Source organism: Pseudomonas sp. JDS28PS106 (assembly GCF_036706555.1).
Classification (GTDB): domain Bacteria; phylum Pseudomonadota; class Gammaproteobacteria; order Pseudomonadales; family Pseudomonadaceae; genus Aquipseudomonas.
This window is the reverse complement of the sequence record NZ_JBAJGT010000005.1, coordinates 31,261-47,730: the sequence shown is the minus strand read 5'-3', so window position 1 is coordinate 47,730 and position 16,470 is coordinate 31,261. Positions and strand designations below refer to the sequence as shown.

Annotated in this window: 12 protein-coding genes and 1 pseudogene; 7 read left to right on the top strand and 6 right to left on the bottom strand. The window is 61.8% G+C overall.

Annotated features, from left to right (window positions below; translation table 11 throughout):
• The first annotated feature begins 4 nt into the window (after positions 1-4).
• Entirely contained in the window at positions 5-196 is a 192-nt protein-coding gene (locus tag TRP66_RS09500) for a hypothetical protein (RefSeq protein WP_333401381.1), read from the top strand.
• On the opposite strand, the pseudogene TRP66_RS09495 reads toward TRP66_RS09500, so the two are convergent.
• A pseudogene (locus TRP66_RS09495) lies at positions 184-930 on the bottom strand (DUF2334 domain-containing protein); the annotation flags it as partial. The gene TRP66_RS09500 and the pseudogene TRP66_RS09495 sit on opposite strands and share 13 nt — an antisense overlap.
• Positions 923-2,035, bottom strand: a complete 1,113-nt coding sequence (locus TRP66_RS09490) for a glycosyltransferase family 4 protein (RefSeq protein ID WP_333401380.1) — start codon at positions 2,033-2,035, stop codon at positions 923-925. The gene TRP66_RS09490 and the pseudogene TRP66_RS09495, both read right to left, overlap by 8 nt.
• 202 nt (positions 2,036-2,237) lie before the next feature.
• Here TRP66_RS09490 and TRP66_RS09485 point away from each other — a divergent pair, with 202 nt between their 5' ends.
• Positions 2,238-3,725, top strand: coding sequence for a helicase HerA-like domain-containing protein (locus tag TRP66_RS09485; protein WP_333401379.1), 1,488 nt, complete (start codon positions 2,238-2,240; stop codon positions 3,723-3,725).
• A gap of 39 nt (positions 3,726-3,764) precedes the next feature.
• Here TRP66_RS09485 and TRP66_RS09480 read toward each other — a convergent pair whose 3' ends face one another.
• Positions 3,765-5,237, bottom strand: a complete 1,473-nt coding sequence (locus TRP66_RS09480) for an inorganic phosphate transporter (protein WP_333401378.1) — start codon at positions 5,235-5,237, stop codon at positions 3,765-3,767.
• A 185-nt stretch (positions 5,238-5,422) separates the two neighbouring features.
• On the bottom strand, positions 5,423-5,620 hold the full coding sequence (locus TRP66_RS09475) for a hypothetical protein (RefSeq protein ID WP_333401377.1): 198 nt from the start codon (positions 5,618-5,620) through the stop codon (positions 5,423-5,425).
• An 883-nt stretch (positions 5,621-6,503) separates the two neighbouring features.
• Between TRP66_RS09475 and pcaR the strand changes: the two genes are divergently transcribed.
• The 5 genes from pcaR (at position 6,504) to TRP66_RS09450 (ending at position 11,782) form a co-directional block, all read left to right on the top strand.
• The gene (gene pcaR, locus TRP66_RS09470) at positions 6,504-7,346 is read left to right on the top strand and encodes a pca regulon transcriptional regulator PcaR (protein ID WP_333401376.1); all 843 of its coding nucleotides are present in this window, start codon (positions 6,504-6,506) and stop codon (positions 7,344-7,346) included.
• Positions 7,347-7,490: 144 nt separating this feature from the next.
• Positions 7,491-8,351, top strand: coding sequence for a CoA transferase subunit A (locus TRP66_RS09465; RefSeq protein ID WP_333401375.1), 861 nt, complete (start codon positions 7,491-7,493; stop codon positions 8,349-8,351).
• Positions 8,348-9,127, top strand: coding sequence for a CoA-transferase subunit beta (locus tag TRP66_RS09460; RefSeq protein ID WP_333401374.1), 780 nt, complete (start codon positions 8,348-8,350; stop codon positions 9,125-9,127). The genes TRP66_RS09465 and TRP66_RS09460 overlap by 4 nt, the downstream gene beginning before the upstream one ends.
• A complete protein-coding gene (gene pcaF, locus TRP66_RS09455) occupies positions 9,127-10,329 on the top strand; it encodes a 3-oxoadipyl-CoA thiolase (RefSeq protein ID WP_333401373.1) in 1,203 nt (400 codons plus the stop codon). Before TRP66_RS09460 ends, pcaF begins: the two co-directional genes overlap by 1 nt.
• A gap of 151 nt (positions 10,330-10,480) precedes the next feature.
• Entirely contained in the window at positions 10,481-11,782 is a 1,302-nt protein-coding gene (locus tag TRP66_RS09450) for an MFS family transporter (protein ID WP_333401372.1), read from the top strand.
• 61 nt (positions 11,783-11,843) lie between these two features.
• On the opposite strand, the gene TRP66_RS09445 is transcribed toward TRP66_RS09450, so the two are convergent.
• Positions 11,844-13,304 (bottom strand): AdeC/AdeK/OprM family multidrug efflux complex outer membrane factor, encoded by a 1,461-nt coding sequence (locus tag TRP66_RS09445; protein WP_333401371.1) that lies wholly within the window; start codon positions 13,302-13,304, stop codon positions 11,844-11,846.
• Positions 13,301-16,468, bottom strand: coding sequence for an efflux RND transporter permease subunit (locus TRP66_RS09440; protein ID WP_333401370.1), 3,168 nt, complete (start codon positions 16,466-16,468; stop codon positions 13,301-13,303). Before TRP66_RS09440 ends, TRP66_RS09445 begins: the two co-directional genes overlap by 4 nt.
• Positions 16,469-16,470 lie beyond the last annotated feature (2 nt).

Genomic DNA, 16,470 nt, shown 5'->3' with positions numbered 1-16,470 from the left:
CGCCATGCACGATCCTCTCGACAAAGCCGTTTCCAGGGCGCCGGCCACGGTGGGAGAGGGTTGTCTGAGCCGCTACGATCCCGACGAGTTGACGGACGACAACGGCGCCGACTTCGACGGAGCCGAGCGGCTCTGGCGCGAGCTGCATCCCGCCAGCGACGAATCTGCTCCATCGGATGCCAAGACCGACGCCTGAGCATTCAGCCAGGCGATCTTGGTCATTGGCGTGCGACCCTGTTCCAGCAAGCGTTCGATCAGGTTCAGCCAGTAGTTGCGCGACATTTCGTGGAGCATGTCGACTGGGTGCAGGCCGAGTCGAATGACGGGGGCCGCCTCCAGCCTGCGTTCTCGCCACAGGCTGTAGACGCGTGAAGCCGCGCGTCGCCAGGCACTACGAGCGCTCCAGACGATGCCGGGAGCGTCTATCGCCGAGAAGTCTGGCAGTCTGTAGAAACAGTTGACGTCGCTGGTATAGGTCAGCGGCAGACCGCGCAGTGCGCAGCGCGTGCCTTCGCTCATCAGCCACGCCGGGGCGACGAAACCCTGTACCGGCCAGTCCAGCCGGGAAAACAGTTCCAGGCCTCGCTGGATGCGAGTGGATGCCTGTGCCTCGCTCAGGGCATAAAACTCGCCTTCCCAGGTAATGACACGGCGCATGAGCCAGTCGCGTGGGGTGCGCGGCGCCGGCCCGTCGTCGCAGTGGTAGTAACCGTGCAAAGCCAGTTCATCTCCGCGTTGCAAACGCTCGTGCAGCAGCTGTTGCAAGCCTTGGGCACGCTCCAGAGCGCCTTGTCTGTGAAAGTCGGGTACGACCAGCCAGGTCATGGGGATATTCGCCTGCCTGTCGATTCGCTCCACGAACGCCCGGTAGGCAGGCCAGGTCTGCGGCGCGACATCGTGCAGCACCACGATCAGATGGGTCTCAGGCATGGGCGGCCACCGACAGGGTACGGCCCAGAACCGCCCGGTAATGCTCCAGCAGACCGGCGACGACCGAGTCCCAACTGTAGCGGCGCTCGACATGAAAGCGCGCCGCCCGGCCTTTCTCCCGCACGTCATCGCAGAACAGCTGGCGCACCACGTGAGCCATATCGTCGGGGTCGTTCGGCTCGCAGAGCAGGCCGCACGCAGGCGTGACGATTTCAGCAAAGGCGCCGGCGGCGACCGCAACCACCGGAAGGCCGCTGGCCATCGCTTCAAGCACGATCAGCCCGAAGGTTTCCTGATCACCCGCGTGGAGCAGCGCGTCTGCGCTAGCGAGGAGCCGTGCCAACTCTGTGGTCGCGCAGAAATGGCCGATGACCGACACGTTGCCGGGCACTTGCAACGGCATGTGCGAGCCTACCAACAGCAGGTGATAGCGTGAGCCGAGCCGTTTCATGCAGCGCAACAGGATCGGTAGATTCTTTTCTTTCGAGCCGCGCCCGGCAAAGATCAGCAAGCGGGTATCCGGCTTGAGTCCAAGCTCCTGCCTCAGACGATCGTCCCGGCGGTCGGGGTTGAACATGTCGAGATCGACACCCAGCGGCTGTACGTGAACGTTCTCTACGCCCATCGCACTGAGCCTGTCGACCATGATCTTGCTGGGCGCCAGCACCCGATCGAAGTTGCCATACAGTTTGCTGATGTAGGCCTGAACTCCGGTCTCGGTCCAGCTGCCGACGCGATTGCTGACCAGCAACGGCAGGTCGGAGTGATAGAAGCCGATCACCGGCACTTCCAGCTGGCGGCGAGCGGCCAGTGCCGCCCACGCGGTCAGGTACGGGTCGCCGACCTCGATCAGGTCCGGTTGCAGTTCGTGCAAGGCGGCGTGCCAGGGCGAGGCGCGGAGCGGAAAGCGATAGCCGTTGCTGAACGGCAATGTCGGCGCGGGCACCTGGTAAATACCGTTCTTGTGACCGGCCTTGGGCCCTGGAATCAGCAGGCTATGCCGCACCTCGGGATGAGTTCCCAACCTGAGGTGCTTGGCATCGAGATAAGTGCGCACGCCGCCGCTGGCCGGCGCGTAGAACATCGTCATGTCCGCAATGTGCACGGGAACACTCCTGATCGTTCTTTGCTGATCTCAGACAAGAATAGTTGCTCGAAGCGGAATCCACTCGTGCTTGAAAGAGCTCGGGGCCGCGCTCAGGGCTCGACCTCAAAGCGGTCGCCGGGACAGTTGGCGAAACTGGTCAATACTTGCCACTGCCATGTACCAAGGGCCAGCGAACGTGCCGAAGAAAGAGGATGACGACATGCAGGATTCTCAGCAGATTGCGCTGGGCGCGGACCCGTCCGCGCAACCGGTGTATCAGGCGTTGCGCCTGACCAATCGCCACGGATTGATCGCAGGCGCGACCGGGACCGGCAAGACCGTGACTTTGCAGCGGCTGGCGGAAGCGTTCAGCGATGCGGGGGTCACCGTATTCGCCGCCGACGTGAAAGGTGATCTCTGTGGTCTGGGCGCCGCGGGTAGCCCACAGGGAAAGATTGCCGAACGCATCGCGCAGATGCCGTGGCTGACCCATGCGCCGCAGGCTTGTCCGGTGACGCTCTGGGATGTCGACGGCCAGTCCGGGCATCCGCTGCGCACCACGTTGAGCGAAATGGGTCCGCTGCTGCTGGGCAGCCTGCTGGAATTGACCGATAGCCAGCAGGCTGCGCTCTACGCTGCATTCAAGGTGGCTGATCAAGAGGGGCTGTTGCTGCTTGATATCAAGGATCTCAAGGCACTGCTCAATCACTTGCGCGACAACCCTGGGTTACTCGGCGAGGACAGCGCGCTGATGACGACCGCGTCCAGTCAGGCCTTGCAGCGCCGGCTGGCGGCGCTGGAGCAGCAGGGCGCCGAAGCGCTGTTCGGCGAACCGGCTTTGCAGTTGGAAGACCTGTTGCAGCCGGCGGCGGACGGGCGAGGGCGCATTCACCTGCTGGATGCCCGCCGCCTGGTGCACGAAGCGCCCAAGGTCTATGCCACCTTCCTGTTGTGGTTGCTGGCGGAGTTGTTCGAGCAGTTGCCCGAACGAGGCGACGCGGACAAGCCATTGCTGGCGCTGTTCTTCGACGAGGCGCACTTGCTGTTCGCCGATACGCCTAAAGCGTTGCAGGAACGTCTGGAACAGGTGGTGCGGCTGATTCGCTCCAAGGGAGTCGGCGTATATTTCGTGACCCAGTCACCCGGCGACCTGCCCGACGACGTGCTGGCGCAGCTCGGATTGCGCATTCAGCACGGGCTACGGGCCTTCACCGCCAAAGAGCAGAAAGCCTTGCGCGCCGTCGCGGACGGGTTCCGGCCGAATCCGGCTTTCGACACGCTCAAGGTGCTGACAGAGCTGGGCATCGGCGAGGCGCTGGTGGGAACGCTGGAGGCGAAAGGCACGCCGGCAATGGTGCAAAGGGTCATGATCGCACCGCCTCAGTCGCGCATTGGTCCGCTGGACGATAACGAGCGTCGTGCCCTGGTGGCAGCGTCGCCTTTACGGGGGCGTTACGATCAGGCGGTCGACCGGGAATCGGCCTATGAAATGCTGGTCACTCGCAAAGTGGCTGAACCGGCCTCCAACGAACCGGCGCAGCGCAGGGAACCGAACGAAGAGAGCTTCAGTGAGAAGGCGGGCGAATTTCTCGGCGGGCTGGCCGGGCAGGCCATGAAGAACGCGATGCGTCAGGCGGCCAATCAACTCGGCAGGCAATTGGTCAGAGGCTTGATGGGATCGTTGCTGGGAACGAAAAAGCGTCGCTAGGCAAGAGGGCGACGCGGGTGCGCCGCCCTCTGCTTGATGTCAGGCCAGGACCAGAGTCGCCAGCCAGAACAGGAATGCCGACAGCGCGACGGTTGCTGGCAGGGTCAGGACCCAGGCCAGCAGGATGTTGCGCACGGTGCCGCCCTGTAGGCCGCTCTTGTTGGCGACCATGGTGCCGGCCACGCCGGACGACAGGATGTGAGTCGTCGAGACCGGCAGGCTGAAGACGTTGGCAAGACCGATGGCCGAAGCGGTCACGATCTGCGCTGACATGCCCTGGGCGTAGGTCATGCCCTGCTTGCCGATCTTCTCGCCGATGGTCAGTACCACGCGCTTCCAGCCCACCATGGTGCCGATGCCCAGCGCCAGCGCCACCGCCAGGATCACCCAGAACGGCGCGTACTCGGTCGTTCCGGTCAAGTCCTTGCGCAGCTTCTCCAGATCGGACTTCTCTCGCGCGCCCAGGTCAGGCAGTTTGCTGACCTTGCGAGCGGTGTCGTCCAGGCACAGCAGGTAGCGACGGACTTCGATGCGCTGCTCGGAGGACAGCGCGTGGTAGTCGGTCACGCCGGTCAGGCGATCGAGCAGTGCGTTGATGGTCGGCTCGGTCTGGTCCGGGTTGCACGCCGCGGTGGAAGGCAGGTCGCCCTTGGCGGCCTTGCCCAGCGCCAGATACTCGCCCAAGGTGGCGTTGTTGCGCTGATAGAACTGGCTCAGGTGCAGCGTCGCGTCCCGGGTACGTTCGATCTGGTAGGTAGTGCTGCCCAGGTCGAGAACGAACTGGCTCGGCACGATGCCGATCAGCACCAGCATGATCAGGCCGATGCCTTTCTGACCGTCGTTGGACCCGTGCACGAAGCTCACCGCCATCGCGGAGATGACCAGTACCAGCCGGTTCCAGAACGGGGGATGTTTCTTGTCGTCCAGCTTGCGGCGCTGTTCCGGCGTCTTGTGCATCTTGGACTGCGGACGCCACCATTTCAGACCGATCAGCACCAGCCCGGCGACCGCGAAGCCCGCCAGCGGCGAGAACACCAGCGAGGCGGCGATATCGATCGCTTTCTGCCAGTTGACGCCGTCGGCCAGTGGAATGTGGTTGAGCAGGGCGTTTGCCAGGCCCACGCCCAGAATCGAGCCGATCAGCGTATGCGAGCTCGAGGCCGGGATCCCGAAATACCAGGTGCCCAGGTTCCAGGTGATCGCCGCCGCGAGCAACGAGAACACCATGGCAAGGCCGTGACCGGTGTTAACGTTGATCAGCAGTTCGACGGGCAGCAGGTGCACGATGGCGTACGCGACACCGACCCCGCCCAACAGCACGCCGAGGAAATTGAATACACCGGAAAAGAACACGGCCAGATGAGGCGGCATGGCTTTGGTGTAGATGACTGTCGCCACCGCGTTTGCAGTGTCATGAAAGCCGTTGATGAACTCGAACGTGAGGACGAACGCCAGAGCGAGCAACAGGCTCACAATCACCCAAGCATCTAGCCCGCTGAATAAATCGATCATGTAGGTTTTCTGACCCGGTCTGAAGGGGGCGCGATTATGACAGAAAAAATACTGATCGACTTGCAGCGGCTGACCGGTGTCGCCTGAGATCAACAAAAAGACGCACGAACGTCGCTCTCGCGAGCAGGACGCGAGGCTTGTCGCATGGGGGCCCAAGACGCTCGCGGACGTGCTGCCGCGCGTGATCAGGACTCGCTTTTCAGATCCTGCTCCATCTTTTGCAGCTCTTGCTTGAATGCCTGATCGAGAATGCTGGCTTTCTTGCGCCAGGGTTTGCGCTCAGGATCGGGTTGGGCGGCATACGTGGTAACTTCTCCGCCATACACTTCCTTGTATCGGTGCTCCTGGCGCTCTAGTTCCGCGCGCAGTTCATCTTTAGTCACGGTTGTACCTGAATAAGTGAAAAGGAATCTGGCGTTAGACGGTGTTCGCAAGATAACCGGACTCGACAGTGCCGTATGAAATCGCCTGAAAAATGCCTGTTTACCCAAGGTCGACAGCATTTCTCGACAGGCTCGACTTGTCTTCGCTCGTCTGATCCGCAAACGCCCTCTGCACACAGCACCGCAAATGCGCCCACTTGTGCGACCCGACCGTCATGCGGATAAATCCCGTGCAGTCCGGGCAGCCTGGAGCGCTGTTGGGGCTCGTGGCTACGGGCACCAGATTCGATAGCTGTCGTAGCGACATGCGCCTGTTGGAGCCGGCTTCGCGGCCACTACAGCAAGCCGTGGGCAGACGCCTCATGATGGGCCGCGCGCAAGTATGCGCCGACCCTCTGCGAGCTACTATCTCCAGAAAGTTTGGAGTCGTCAACTAGGTGATCGGCAGGTTGACCTGAAATTTCATTAAAAAGGGTAATGGCGGAGGAGGTCTGTCTAGTTTCATGTGTTATTGAAAGTGACAGAACTTTCATAATGGTTATTCCGTCGCTGACGGACGGAATTCTGACGACGGAAAGTCTCGATTGTTCTGCACGAGTGAACAGTGAATCTATGGCGCAGATGACATGCGATAGGTGAACGCCGAAATGAAAACGGCCTCGCTGTCAGGCAAGGCCGTTGCCGAGGACTTCTCAGTGGGTACCTGACCAGTATTTCCAAGAAGTCACTTCGTGGCAGGGCTAAAGGTATAAGCATATTTGCGACGGGTCAATTGCGATTATCGGCCAGTCGTTCGATAATCGCACAAGCTGCCGGGCTTTAGAGACGACGGGCGAGCGAAAAGACATCTATATGGCGGTATGGGCAGGACGAGGACACGGCGATGAATGATGAACTGAGGAACTCCTTTGCCTCGTTGGCGCCGCCCATCGTGGCGTCGCCGGCCAAGCGAATACAGGCATTTACCGGGGATCCGGATTTCATGACGTCCCTGGCGCGGGGCTTGGCTGTCATCCATGCCTTCCAGGAGCGCAAGCGACATCTGACCATCGCTCAGATCAGCCATCGCACCGAGATCCCGCGCGCTGCCGTTCGTCGGTGTCTGCATACGCTGATCAAGCTCGGCTATGCCACGACCGACGGGCGCACTTATTCGTTGTTGCCCAAGGTATTGACGCTTGGGCATGCCTATCTGTCATCGACGCCGCTCGCCGTCTCTTCTCAACCGTACCTTGACCGCATGAGCGATCAACTGCACGAAGCCTGCAACATGGCTACCCTTGAAGGCGACGACATTCTTTATATCGCTCGCTCCGCTACGACCCAGCGGCTCATATCGGTGGACCTGTCGGTGGGTGGACGACTGCCGGCGTACTGCACGTCCATGGGACGGATTCTGCTGGCGGCGCTGGATGACGTGTCATTGCGCGAATACCTGGATCATGTCGATCTGCAGCCCAAGACCAGTCGAACGATCCGGACCACCGAGGCGTTGCTGGAATGCTTGCAGCAGGTACGTCAGCAGGGCTGGTGCATCGTCGATCAGGAGCTGGAGCAGGGGCTGCGTTCGATTGCAGTCCCGGTCTATGACGCGTCGGGACAGGTACTGGCGGCACTCAACGTCAGCACCAGCGCGGGCCGCGTCGCCCGCAGTGAACTGGAACAGCGTTTCCTGCCGATCATGCTCGACGCCAGTCGTGATCTGAGCACGCAATTGTTCACCTGACGAGAGTGCATGAATTGGTTCGATAATCGAACGGTTAGTCGATTATCGGATTGTTTGCGCCGACTCGCAGGCATAACCTCCTGTTCATACCAGCGCAGTCCTGCGCTGATCAATGAAATGTGATGGTGAGCCTGGGAGCACGTCATGGCTGAAATTCTTTCCTTACGCGATGCGGTGAAGCAACTGGTCAACGATGGCGACACCGTTGCGCTGGAAGGCTTCACCCATCTGATCCCCTCCGCGGCGGGACATGAAATCATTCGTCAGGGCAAAAAGGACCTGACCTTGGTTCGCATGACTCCGGACCTGATCTATGACCAGTTGATCGGCGCTGGCTGCGCGAAACGCCTGGTTTTCTCCTGGGGCGGCAACCCCGGTGTCGGTTCGCTGCACCGTCTGCGCGACGCGGTCGAGAAGCAATGGCCGCATGCGATGGAAATCGAAGAGCACAGCCATGCCGACCTCGCCAATGCCTATGTCGCCGGCGCTTCAGGCTTGCCGTTCGCCGTGCTGCGCGCTTACGCCGGGTCCGACCTGCCCAAGGTCAACCCGCTGATCAAGACCGTGACTTGTCCGTTCACCGGAGAAGTGCTGGCGGCCGTGCCATCGGTTCGGCCAGACGTGACGGTGATTCATGCGCAAAAAGCCGACCGCAAGGGCAACGTGCTGCTCTGGGGCATCCTCGGCGCGCAGAAAGAAGCCGCGCTCGCCGCGCAGCGCTGCATCGTGACGGTCGAAGAGATCGTTGACGATCTTGAGGCGCCGATGAATGCCTGTGTGTTGCCAACCTGGGCGCTGAGCGCGGTCTGCCTGGTACCGGGTGGCGCGCATCCATCCTATGCCCATGGCTATTACGAGCGGGACAATCCTTTCTATCAGGCCTGGGACCCGATTGCCCGGGACCGCGAGGCGTTCACCGCGTGGATCGATGAGTACATCCACGGCACGGCGGATTTCAGCGAGTTCCAGAGCAAACTGGCCAGCGCGGCGGAGGCAGCACAATGAGCTACAGCACCAGTGAAATGATGACCATTGCCGCGGCCCGGCGCCTGCGCAATGGCGCGGTCTGCTTCGTCGGCATCGGCCTGCCCTCCAAGGCCGCCAACCTGGCACGCCTGACGTCGTCTCCGGATGTCGTGCTGATCTACGAGTCTGGCCCGATCGGTGCCAAGCCCAGCGTGCTGCCGCTGTCGATCGGCGACGGCGAACTGGCGGAAACCGCGGATACCGTGGTGGCGACCAGCGAGATCTTCCGCTACTGGCTGCAGGGCGGCCGAGTGGACGTGGGCTTTCTGGGCGCGGCTCAGGTCGACCGCTTTGGCAACATCAACACCACGGTCGTGGGCGATTACCACAATCCCAAGGTGCGCTTGCCGGGTGCGGGCGGCGCGCCAGAGATCGCCGGTTCAGCCAAGTCGGTGCTGATCATCCTCAAGCAGTCGGCACGTTCCTTCGTGGAAAAGCTCGATTTCGTGACCTCCGTGGGCCACGGCGAGGGCGGCGATTCGCGCAAGCGACTGGGGCTGCCCGGCGCGGGGCCCGTCGGGATCATCACCGACCTGTGCATCATGGAACCGGAAGCCGGCACCAACGAGTTTGTCGTCACCACCCTGCATCCGGGCGTCACCCGTGAACAAGTGATCGCCGCCACCGGCTGGAAGATTCGCTTCGCCGATGACGTGGCGTATTCCGAAGAACCTACTGATGTCGAACTGACCGCCTTGCGGGAACTGGAAGCGCGTACCGCTGCCGCTCACGGTCAGGTCGCAGGAGAAGCCTGATGCGCGACGTATTCATCTGCGATGCCATCCGTACCCCCATTGGCCGGTTCGGCGGTGGCTTGTCGACGGTGCGGGCCGACGATCTGGCGGCCATCCCGATCAAGGCGCTCATGGAGCGCAATCCATCAGTTGACTGGGAAGCGGTGGACGAGGTGTTTCTCGGCTGTGCCAACCAGGCCGGGGAGGACAACCGTAACGTCGCGCGCATGGCGGCACTGCTCGCCGGGCTGCCGGAAAGCGTGCCGGGCGTCACCCTCAACCGCCTCTGCGCCTCGGGCATGGACGCGATCGGGACCGCGTTCCGGGCCATCGGCTCGGGCGAAATGGAGCTGGCGATCGCCGGCGGGGTAGAGTCCATGTCTCGCGCGCCGTTCGTGATGGGCAAGGCTGACACCGCCTTTTCACGCAACATGAAACTCGAAGACACCACCATTGGCTGGCGCTTCGTGAATCCGCTGATGAGGGAACGCTACGGGGTCGACTCGATGCCCGAAACCGGCGACAACGTGGCGGATGATTACCAGGTTTCTCGAGCCGATCAGGACGCTTTCGCCCTGCGCAGCCAGCAACGCACCGCCGTTGCCCAGGCTGCGGGCTTTTTCGATGAAGAGATCGTGCCCGTTCGTGTGGCACACAAGAAAGGCGAAACCATCGTCGACAAGGACGAGCATCCGCGCGCCGACACCAGTCTGGAGACGCTGAGCAAGCTCAAGCCGGTCAATGGCGCCGACAAGACCGTAACTGCGGGAAATGCTTCAGGCGTCAACGACGGTGCCGCCGCGTTGATCCTGGCGTCGGCCGAAGCGGTCCAGCGCCACGGCCTGACGCCACGGGCGCGCATTCTGGGCATGGCGAGCGCGGCGGTGCCGCCACGGGTCATGGGCGTCGGCCCGGTGCCGGCAGTCAAGAAGCTGGTGGAGCGCATCGGCCTTTCGGTTGCCGACTTCGATGTGATCGAACTCAACGAAGCTTTCGCCAGCCAGAGTCTGGCGGTGGTGCGCGGGCTGGGTCTCGCCGACGACGCGCCGCAGGTCAATCCCAACGGCGGTGCCATCGCGCTGGGCCACCCGCTGGGCATGAGTGGTGCGCGACTGGTGCTGACCGCGCTGCACCATCTTGAGAAGACTGGCGGCCGTCGCGGTCTGGCGACCATGTGCGTCGGTGTCGGACAAGGACTCGCCCTGGCGATCGAGAAAGTTTAAGGCAGCTCACAGGGCTTTAATGGCCCGACATTCAACCACCCGGATCACGGCTTTGCCTCCACGAAAAGGCAAACCCGTGATCCGGGTTGTTGTGCTTGTCATGCCGTGGTGTTACTGATTGTTTCTGGTTATCAATCTGGATGGGGTAATAATGACAACTACAACGACAGAGTCGCACTACACCGGGGAAGAACGCAGCAAGAGGATTTTCGCCATCGTCGGCGCGTCTTCCGGCAACCTGGTGGAGTGGTTCGACTTCTACATCTATGCCTTCTGCGCAATCTACTTCGCGCCGGCTTTCTTTCCCTCGGATGATCCGACGGTTCAATTGCTCAATACCGCCGGGGTGTTCGCCGCCGGCTTCCTGATGCGTCCCATCGGTGGCTGGATCTTCGGCCGGGTCGCCGACAAACATGGCCGCAAGAATTCCATGCTGATCTCGGTGAGCATGATGTGCGCGGGCTCGCTGATCATTGCCTGTCTGCCGACCTACGCTTCCATCGGCGCCTGGGCACCGGCGCTGCTGCTCGCGGCGCGGCTGCTGCAAGGCTTGTCGGTGGGTGGCGAATACGGCACCACGGCCACCTACATGAGCGAAGTGGCGCTGCGCGGCAAACGCGGCTTCTATGCGTCGTTCCAGTATGTGACCCTGATCGGCGGGCAGCTGCTGGCGGTACTGACCGTGGTCATCCTTCAGCAATTTCTCACCACCGAAGAGCTGCGCGAGTACGGCTGGCGCATCCCGTTCGTGATCGGTGCCGCCGCCGCGGTCATTGCCTTGCTGCTGCGTCGCAGCCTGAACGAAACCACCACCGCCGAAAGCCGTGAGGACAAGGATGCCGGCAGCATCAAGGCGCTGTTCAAGCATCACAAGGCGGCTTTCATAACCGTACTGGGCTACACCGCCGGCGGCTCGCTGATTTTCTATACCTTCACCACTTACATGCAGAAGTATCTGGTGAACACTGGTGGCATGGAACCCAAGACCGCCAGTTACATCATGACCGGCGCGCTGTTCCTTTACATGTGCATGCAGCCGCTGTTCGGCATGCTGGCCGACCGGATCGGGCGTCGTAACTCCATGCTCTGGTTCAGCGCGTTGGGCGCTCTCTTCACAGTGCCGATCCTGATGACGCTGAAAACCACCACCAGCCCGTTCATGGCCTTCGTTCTGATCACCGTGGCACTGGCGATCGTCAGTCTCTACACCTCGATCAGCGGTCTGGTGAAGGCCGAGATGTTTCCCCCGCAAGTGCGCGCGCTGGGCGTTGGTCTCGCCTATGCGGTCGGTAACGCGATATTCGGTGGCTCGGCGGAATTCGTCGCGCTCAAGTTCAAGGCGGGTGGCATGGAAAGCACGTTCTACTGGTACGTCACTGTCATGATGGTGGTAGCGTTCCTGTTCAGCCTCCGCCTGCCCAGGCAGCCGGCGTATCTGCACCACGACCTCTGACCGGTCAGGCATAAAAAACCCACCATGCGGTGGGTTTTTTATTGCTCGGTCAACCATTCGATCAGAACAATTGGACCGAAGGTTTTTCCTTGGCGATCGGTTGATTGTCGCCCGTGTTCTCGTACCAGCCGCCACCGAGGGCCTTGTACAGATTGACCTCACTGGTCAGCTGGGCAAGACGGTCGGTGATCAGGGTCTGCTGAGCGCTGAACAGCGAGCGCTGCGCATCGAGGAACGTCAGGTTGCTGTCGATGCCGATCCGGTAGCGACGCTCAGCCAGGCGGTAGTAATCCTGGTTGGCCGCGACGAAATCGCGTTGCGCCTGGAGCTGGTCCTTGAACGTGCGACGCGAAGCCAGACCGTCGGACACTTCCTGGAAGGCTGTCTGAATCGACTTCTCGTAGTTGGCGACTTCGATCTCTTTCTGGATTTTCGAGTAATCCAGGCTGGCGCGCAGGGCGCCGGCGTTGAAGATCGGCAGGCTGATATTCGGCTGGAACAGCCAGGTGCCCGAACCGCCTTTGAACAGGCCGGACAGGTCGGTACTGGCGGTGCCGGCGTTGGCAGTCAGGCTGATGCTCGGGAAGAACGCGGCCCGCGCCGCGCCGATGTTGGCGTTGGCGGCCTGGAGCGCATGTTCGGCCTGAAGAATGTCCGGACGGCGCTGCAACAGATCCGAAGGCAGGCCGGGCGGCAGCTCGGTCAGCAGATCGGCATCGAGTTTCTGCGGCGTCGGCAGGTTATCCGGCAGACCGGTGCCCAGCAGCAGGACCAGGTTGTTCTGGTCCTGAGCGACCAGACGCTGGTACTGCGCCAGTCGCGCGCGAGCGCTTTCGACCGAGGTGCGGGCCTGGCTCAGGTCCAGCGCCGAAGCGACGCCCACTTCGTTGCTGCGCGAAGTCAGCCGCAGGCTTTCTTCGTACGTCTTGAGGGTGTCCTGGGTCAGCTTGAGCAGCTCTTTGTCGGCCTGCCAGGTCATGTAGGCGTTGGCGACGTTGGCGACCAGACTGATCTGGGTGCTGCGACGCGCTTCTTCGCTGGCGAAGTAGGTCTGCAGCGCCTGCTCGCTGAGGCTACGGATACGTCCGAACAGGTCCAGCTCGTAGGCGCTGACGCCCAGCGTCGCGGAGTAGGAACTGGTGATGCCCGAACGGCCCAGCTGAGACATGTCGGCCGGCACGCGCTGGCGCGAGCCGGTTGCATCGGCCGAAACGCCGGGGAACAGGTCGGCACGCTGAATGCGGAACTGCGCCCGGTACGCTTCGATGTTCAACGCCGCGACCCTAAGATCACGGTTGTTGACCAGTGCGGTCTGGATCAGCTGTTGCAGCGCCGGATCGCGAAAGAACTGGCGCCAGCCTTGCTCGGCGGCGGCCATGTTGGCCGCCTCGGCCGGCGTATACGCCGGGCCTTGTGGGTATTGCGCGGCAATCGGAGCTTCCGGTTGCTTGTACTCGGGGATCAGGGAGCAGCCGCCGAGAATGAACGCGGTGACTGCCAGAGAGATCAGGGACTTGCTCATTGGCCAGCCTCGGTGTGTGGAGTTTCGTTCTTCTTCGCCTGGTCCTTGTCTTTGTCCTTGCCCTTGAACATCGAGGACACGGCGACATAGAACATCGGGACCCAGAAGATCGCCAGAATGGTGGCTGTAATCATACCGCCGATCACGCCCGTACCGATGGCGTGCTGGCTGCCCGAGCCGGCGCCGCTGGAAATGGCCAGCGGAACCACGCCGAGGATGAAGGCCATGGACGTCATGATGATCGGACGCAGACGCATACGGCAAGCTTCCATCGCCGCTTCGACCAGGGTCCTGCCTTGCTCATGCAGTTCCTTGGCGAACTCGACGATCAGAATGGCGTTCTTGGCCGCCAGACCGATGGTCGTCAACAGACCCACCTGGAAGAACACGTCGTTCGACAGTCCGCGCAGGCTGGTTGCCAGCAGCGCGCCGATGACGCCCAGCGGCACCACGAGCATGACCGCGATCGGGATCGACCAGCTTTCGTACAGCGCCGCCAGACAGAGGAAGACCACCAGCATGGACAGTGCGTACAACGCAGGCGCTTGCGAGCCGGACAGACGTTCTTCGAACGACAGGCCGGTGAACGAGTAGCCGATGCCCGCCGGCAGCTTCTGAGCGATGGCTTCGACTTCCGCCATGGCCTGACCGGAGCTGTAGCCCGGAGCCGGGGTACCCAGGATTTCCATCGCCGCCACACCGTTGTAGCGAGAGAGCTTCGGCGAGCCGTAGATCCATTCACCGGTGGCGATGGCGGACAGCGGAACCATGGTGCCGCTGTCGTTGCGCACGTACCACTTGTTCAGGTCTTCAGGCGTCATGCGACCGAAGGCTTCGCCCTGTACGTACACCTTCTTCACACGACCGCGGTCGATGAAGTCGTTGACGTAGCTGCCGCCCAGTGCGATGGACAGGGTCTGGTTGATGTTGGACAGAGTGATGCCCAGCGCGCTGGCTTTCTCGTCGTCCACGGTGAGCTGGTACTGCGGCTCGTCGTTCAGACCGTTCGGACGTACGCCGGCGAGGATCTTGCTCTGCGCCGCCATGCCGAGGAACTGGTTGCGGGCTTCCAGCAGTTTCTCGTGACCGACGCCGGCCTGGTCTTGCAGGTAAACGTCGAAACCGGTGGCGTTACCCAGTTCCAGAACCGATGGCGGTACGACGGCGTACACCATCGCGTCGCGGAAGCTGGCGAAATGCTGCTGCGCACGCTCGGCGATCTTGAACACAGTATTGTCGCTGTCGCGCTCGTCCCAAGGCTTGAGCATCACGAACGCAAGACCCGAGCTCTGGCCGCGACCGGCGAAGTTGAAGCCGTTGACGCTGAACACCGAGTTCACACCGGCGCCTTCACCGTTCTCCTTGTCGAGCAGGAAGGTACGCATCTCGTCGATGACTTTCTGCGTACGCTCCGCCGAGGAGCCAGCCGGAGTCTGGACCTGGGCGAAGATCACGCCCTGGTCTTCTTCAGGCAGGAACGCCGACGGGATGCGGGTGAACAGCCAGATCATGCCCGCGACGATGATCAGGTACACGACGAAAGCCGGCAACTTGTGGGTCACCATGCGCTTCACGCCGTTCTCGTAGCTGACCACGCTGCGGTCGAAGGTACGGTTGAACCAGCCGAAGAAGCCGCGCTTGGGTTGACCGTGCTTCTCGGGATCGATCGGCTTGAGCATCGTGGCGCACAGCGCCGGGGTGAAGATCAGGGCCACGAGCACCGAAAGGGCCATGGCCGAGACGATGGTGATCGAGAACTGCTTGTAGATCACACCTGTGGAACCGCCGAAGAACGCCATCGGCAGCAGTACCGCCGACAGAACCATGGCGATACCCACCAACGCACCCTGGATCTGCTCCATGGATTTGCGCGTGGCTTCCTTGGGTGACAGATGCTCCTCGGCCATGACCCGTTCGACGTTTTCCACCACGACGATGGCGTCGTCCACCAGAAGACCGATGGCGAGAATCATGCCGAACATGGTCAGTGTGTTGATGGTGAAACCGAACGCGGCGAGGATGCCGAAGGTGCCCAGCAATACGACCGGCACGGTCATCGTGGTGATGATGGTGGCGCGGAAGTTCTGCAGGAACAGGTACATCACCAGGAACACCAGCACGATCGCTTCGATCAGCGTATGAACGACGCCGCTGATGGATTCGGTCACGGTCGGGGTGGTGTCATACGGATAGACCACCTTCATCCCTGGCGGGAAGAAAGGCTCCAGCTCGGACACGGTCGCGCGAATGGCCTTGGCGGTATCCAGTGCGTTCGCGCCGGATGCCAGCTTGATCGCCATACCCGAGGCAGGGCTGCCGTTGAACTGCGCGTCGATGCTGTAGTTCTGACCGCCCAGTTCGATGCGGGCGACGTCTCGCAGACGAACCTGAGAACCGTCGGTGTTGACCTTGAGCAGAATGCTGCCGAACTGCTCCGCGGTCTGCAGGCGGGTCTTGCCGATGATGGTGGCGTTCAGCTGGGTGCCGGGCAGGGCGGGCAGGCCGCCGAGCTGGCCGGTGGCGATCTGTACGTTCTGGGCCTGGATCGCTGTGCTCACATCGACCGGCGTCAGCTGGAAGTTATTGAGCTTGGACGGGTCCAGCCAGATGCGCATCGCATACTGCGAACCGAATACCTGGAAGTCACCCACACCCGAGGTCCGGGAGATCGGGTCCTGGATGTTGGACACGATGTAGTTGGACAGGTCGTCCTTGGTCATGCTGCCGTCTTCGGACACCAGACCGATCACCAGCAAGAAGTTTTTCACCGATTTTGTGACTCGCAGACCCTGCTGTTGCACTTCCTGAGGAAGCAGCGGGGTCGCCAGGTTCAGCTTGTTCTGGACCTGTACCTGGGCGATGTCCGGGTTGGTGCCCTGGTTGAAGGTCACGGTGATGGTCATGCTGCCGTCGGAGTTACTTTCCGAGGACACGTATTGCAGGTTGTCGATACCGTTGAGCTGCTGCTCGATGATCTGCACCACAGTGTCCTGCACGGTCTGCGCGGAAGCACCCGGGTAGGTCACCTGGATCGCGATGGCGGTCGGAGCGATCGCCGGATACTGGTTGATCGGAAGCTTGAGGATCGAAAGCGTACCCACCAGCATGATCACCAGGGCTAATACCCAGGCGAAGATGGGGCGGTCAATAAAAAATCTGGACATCT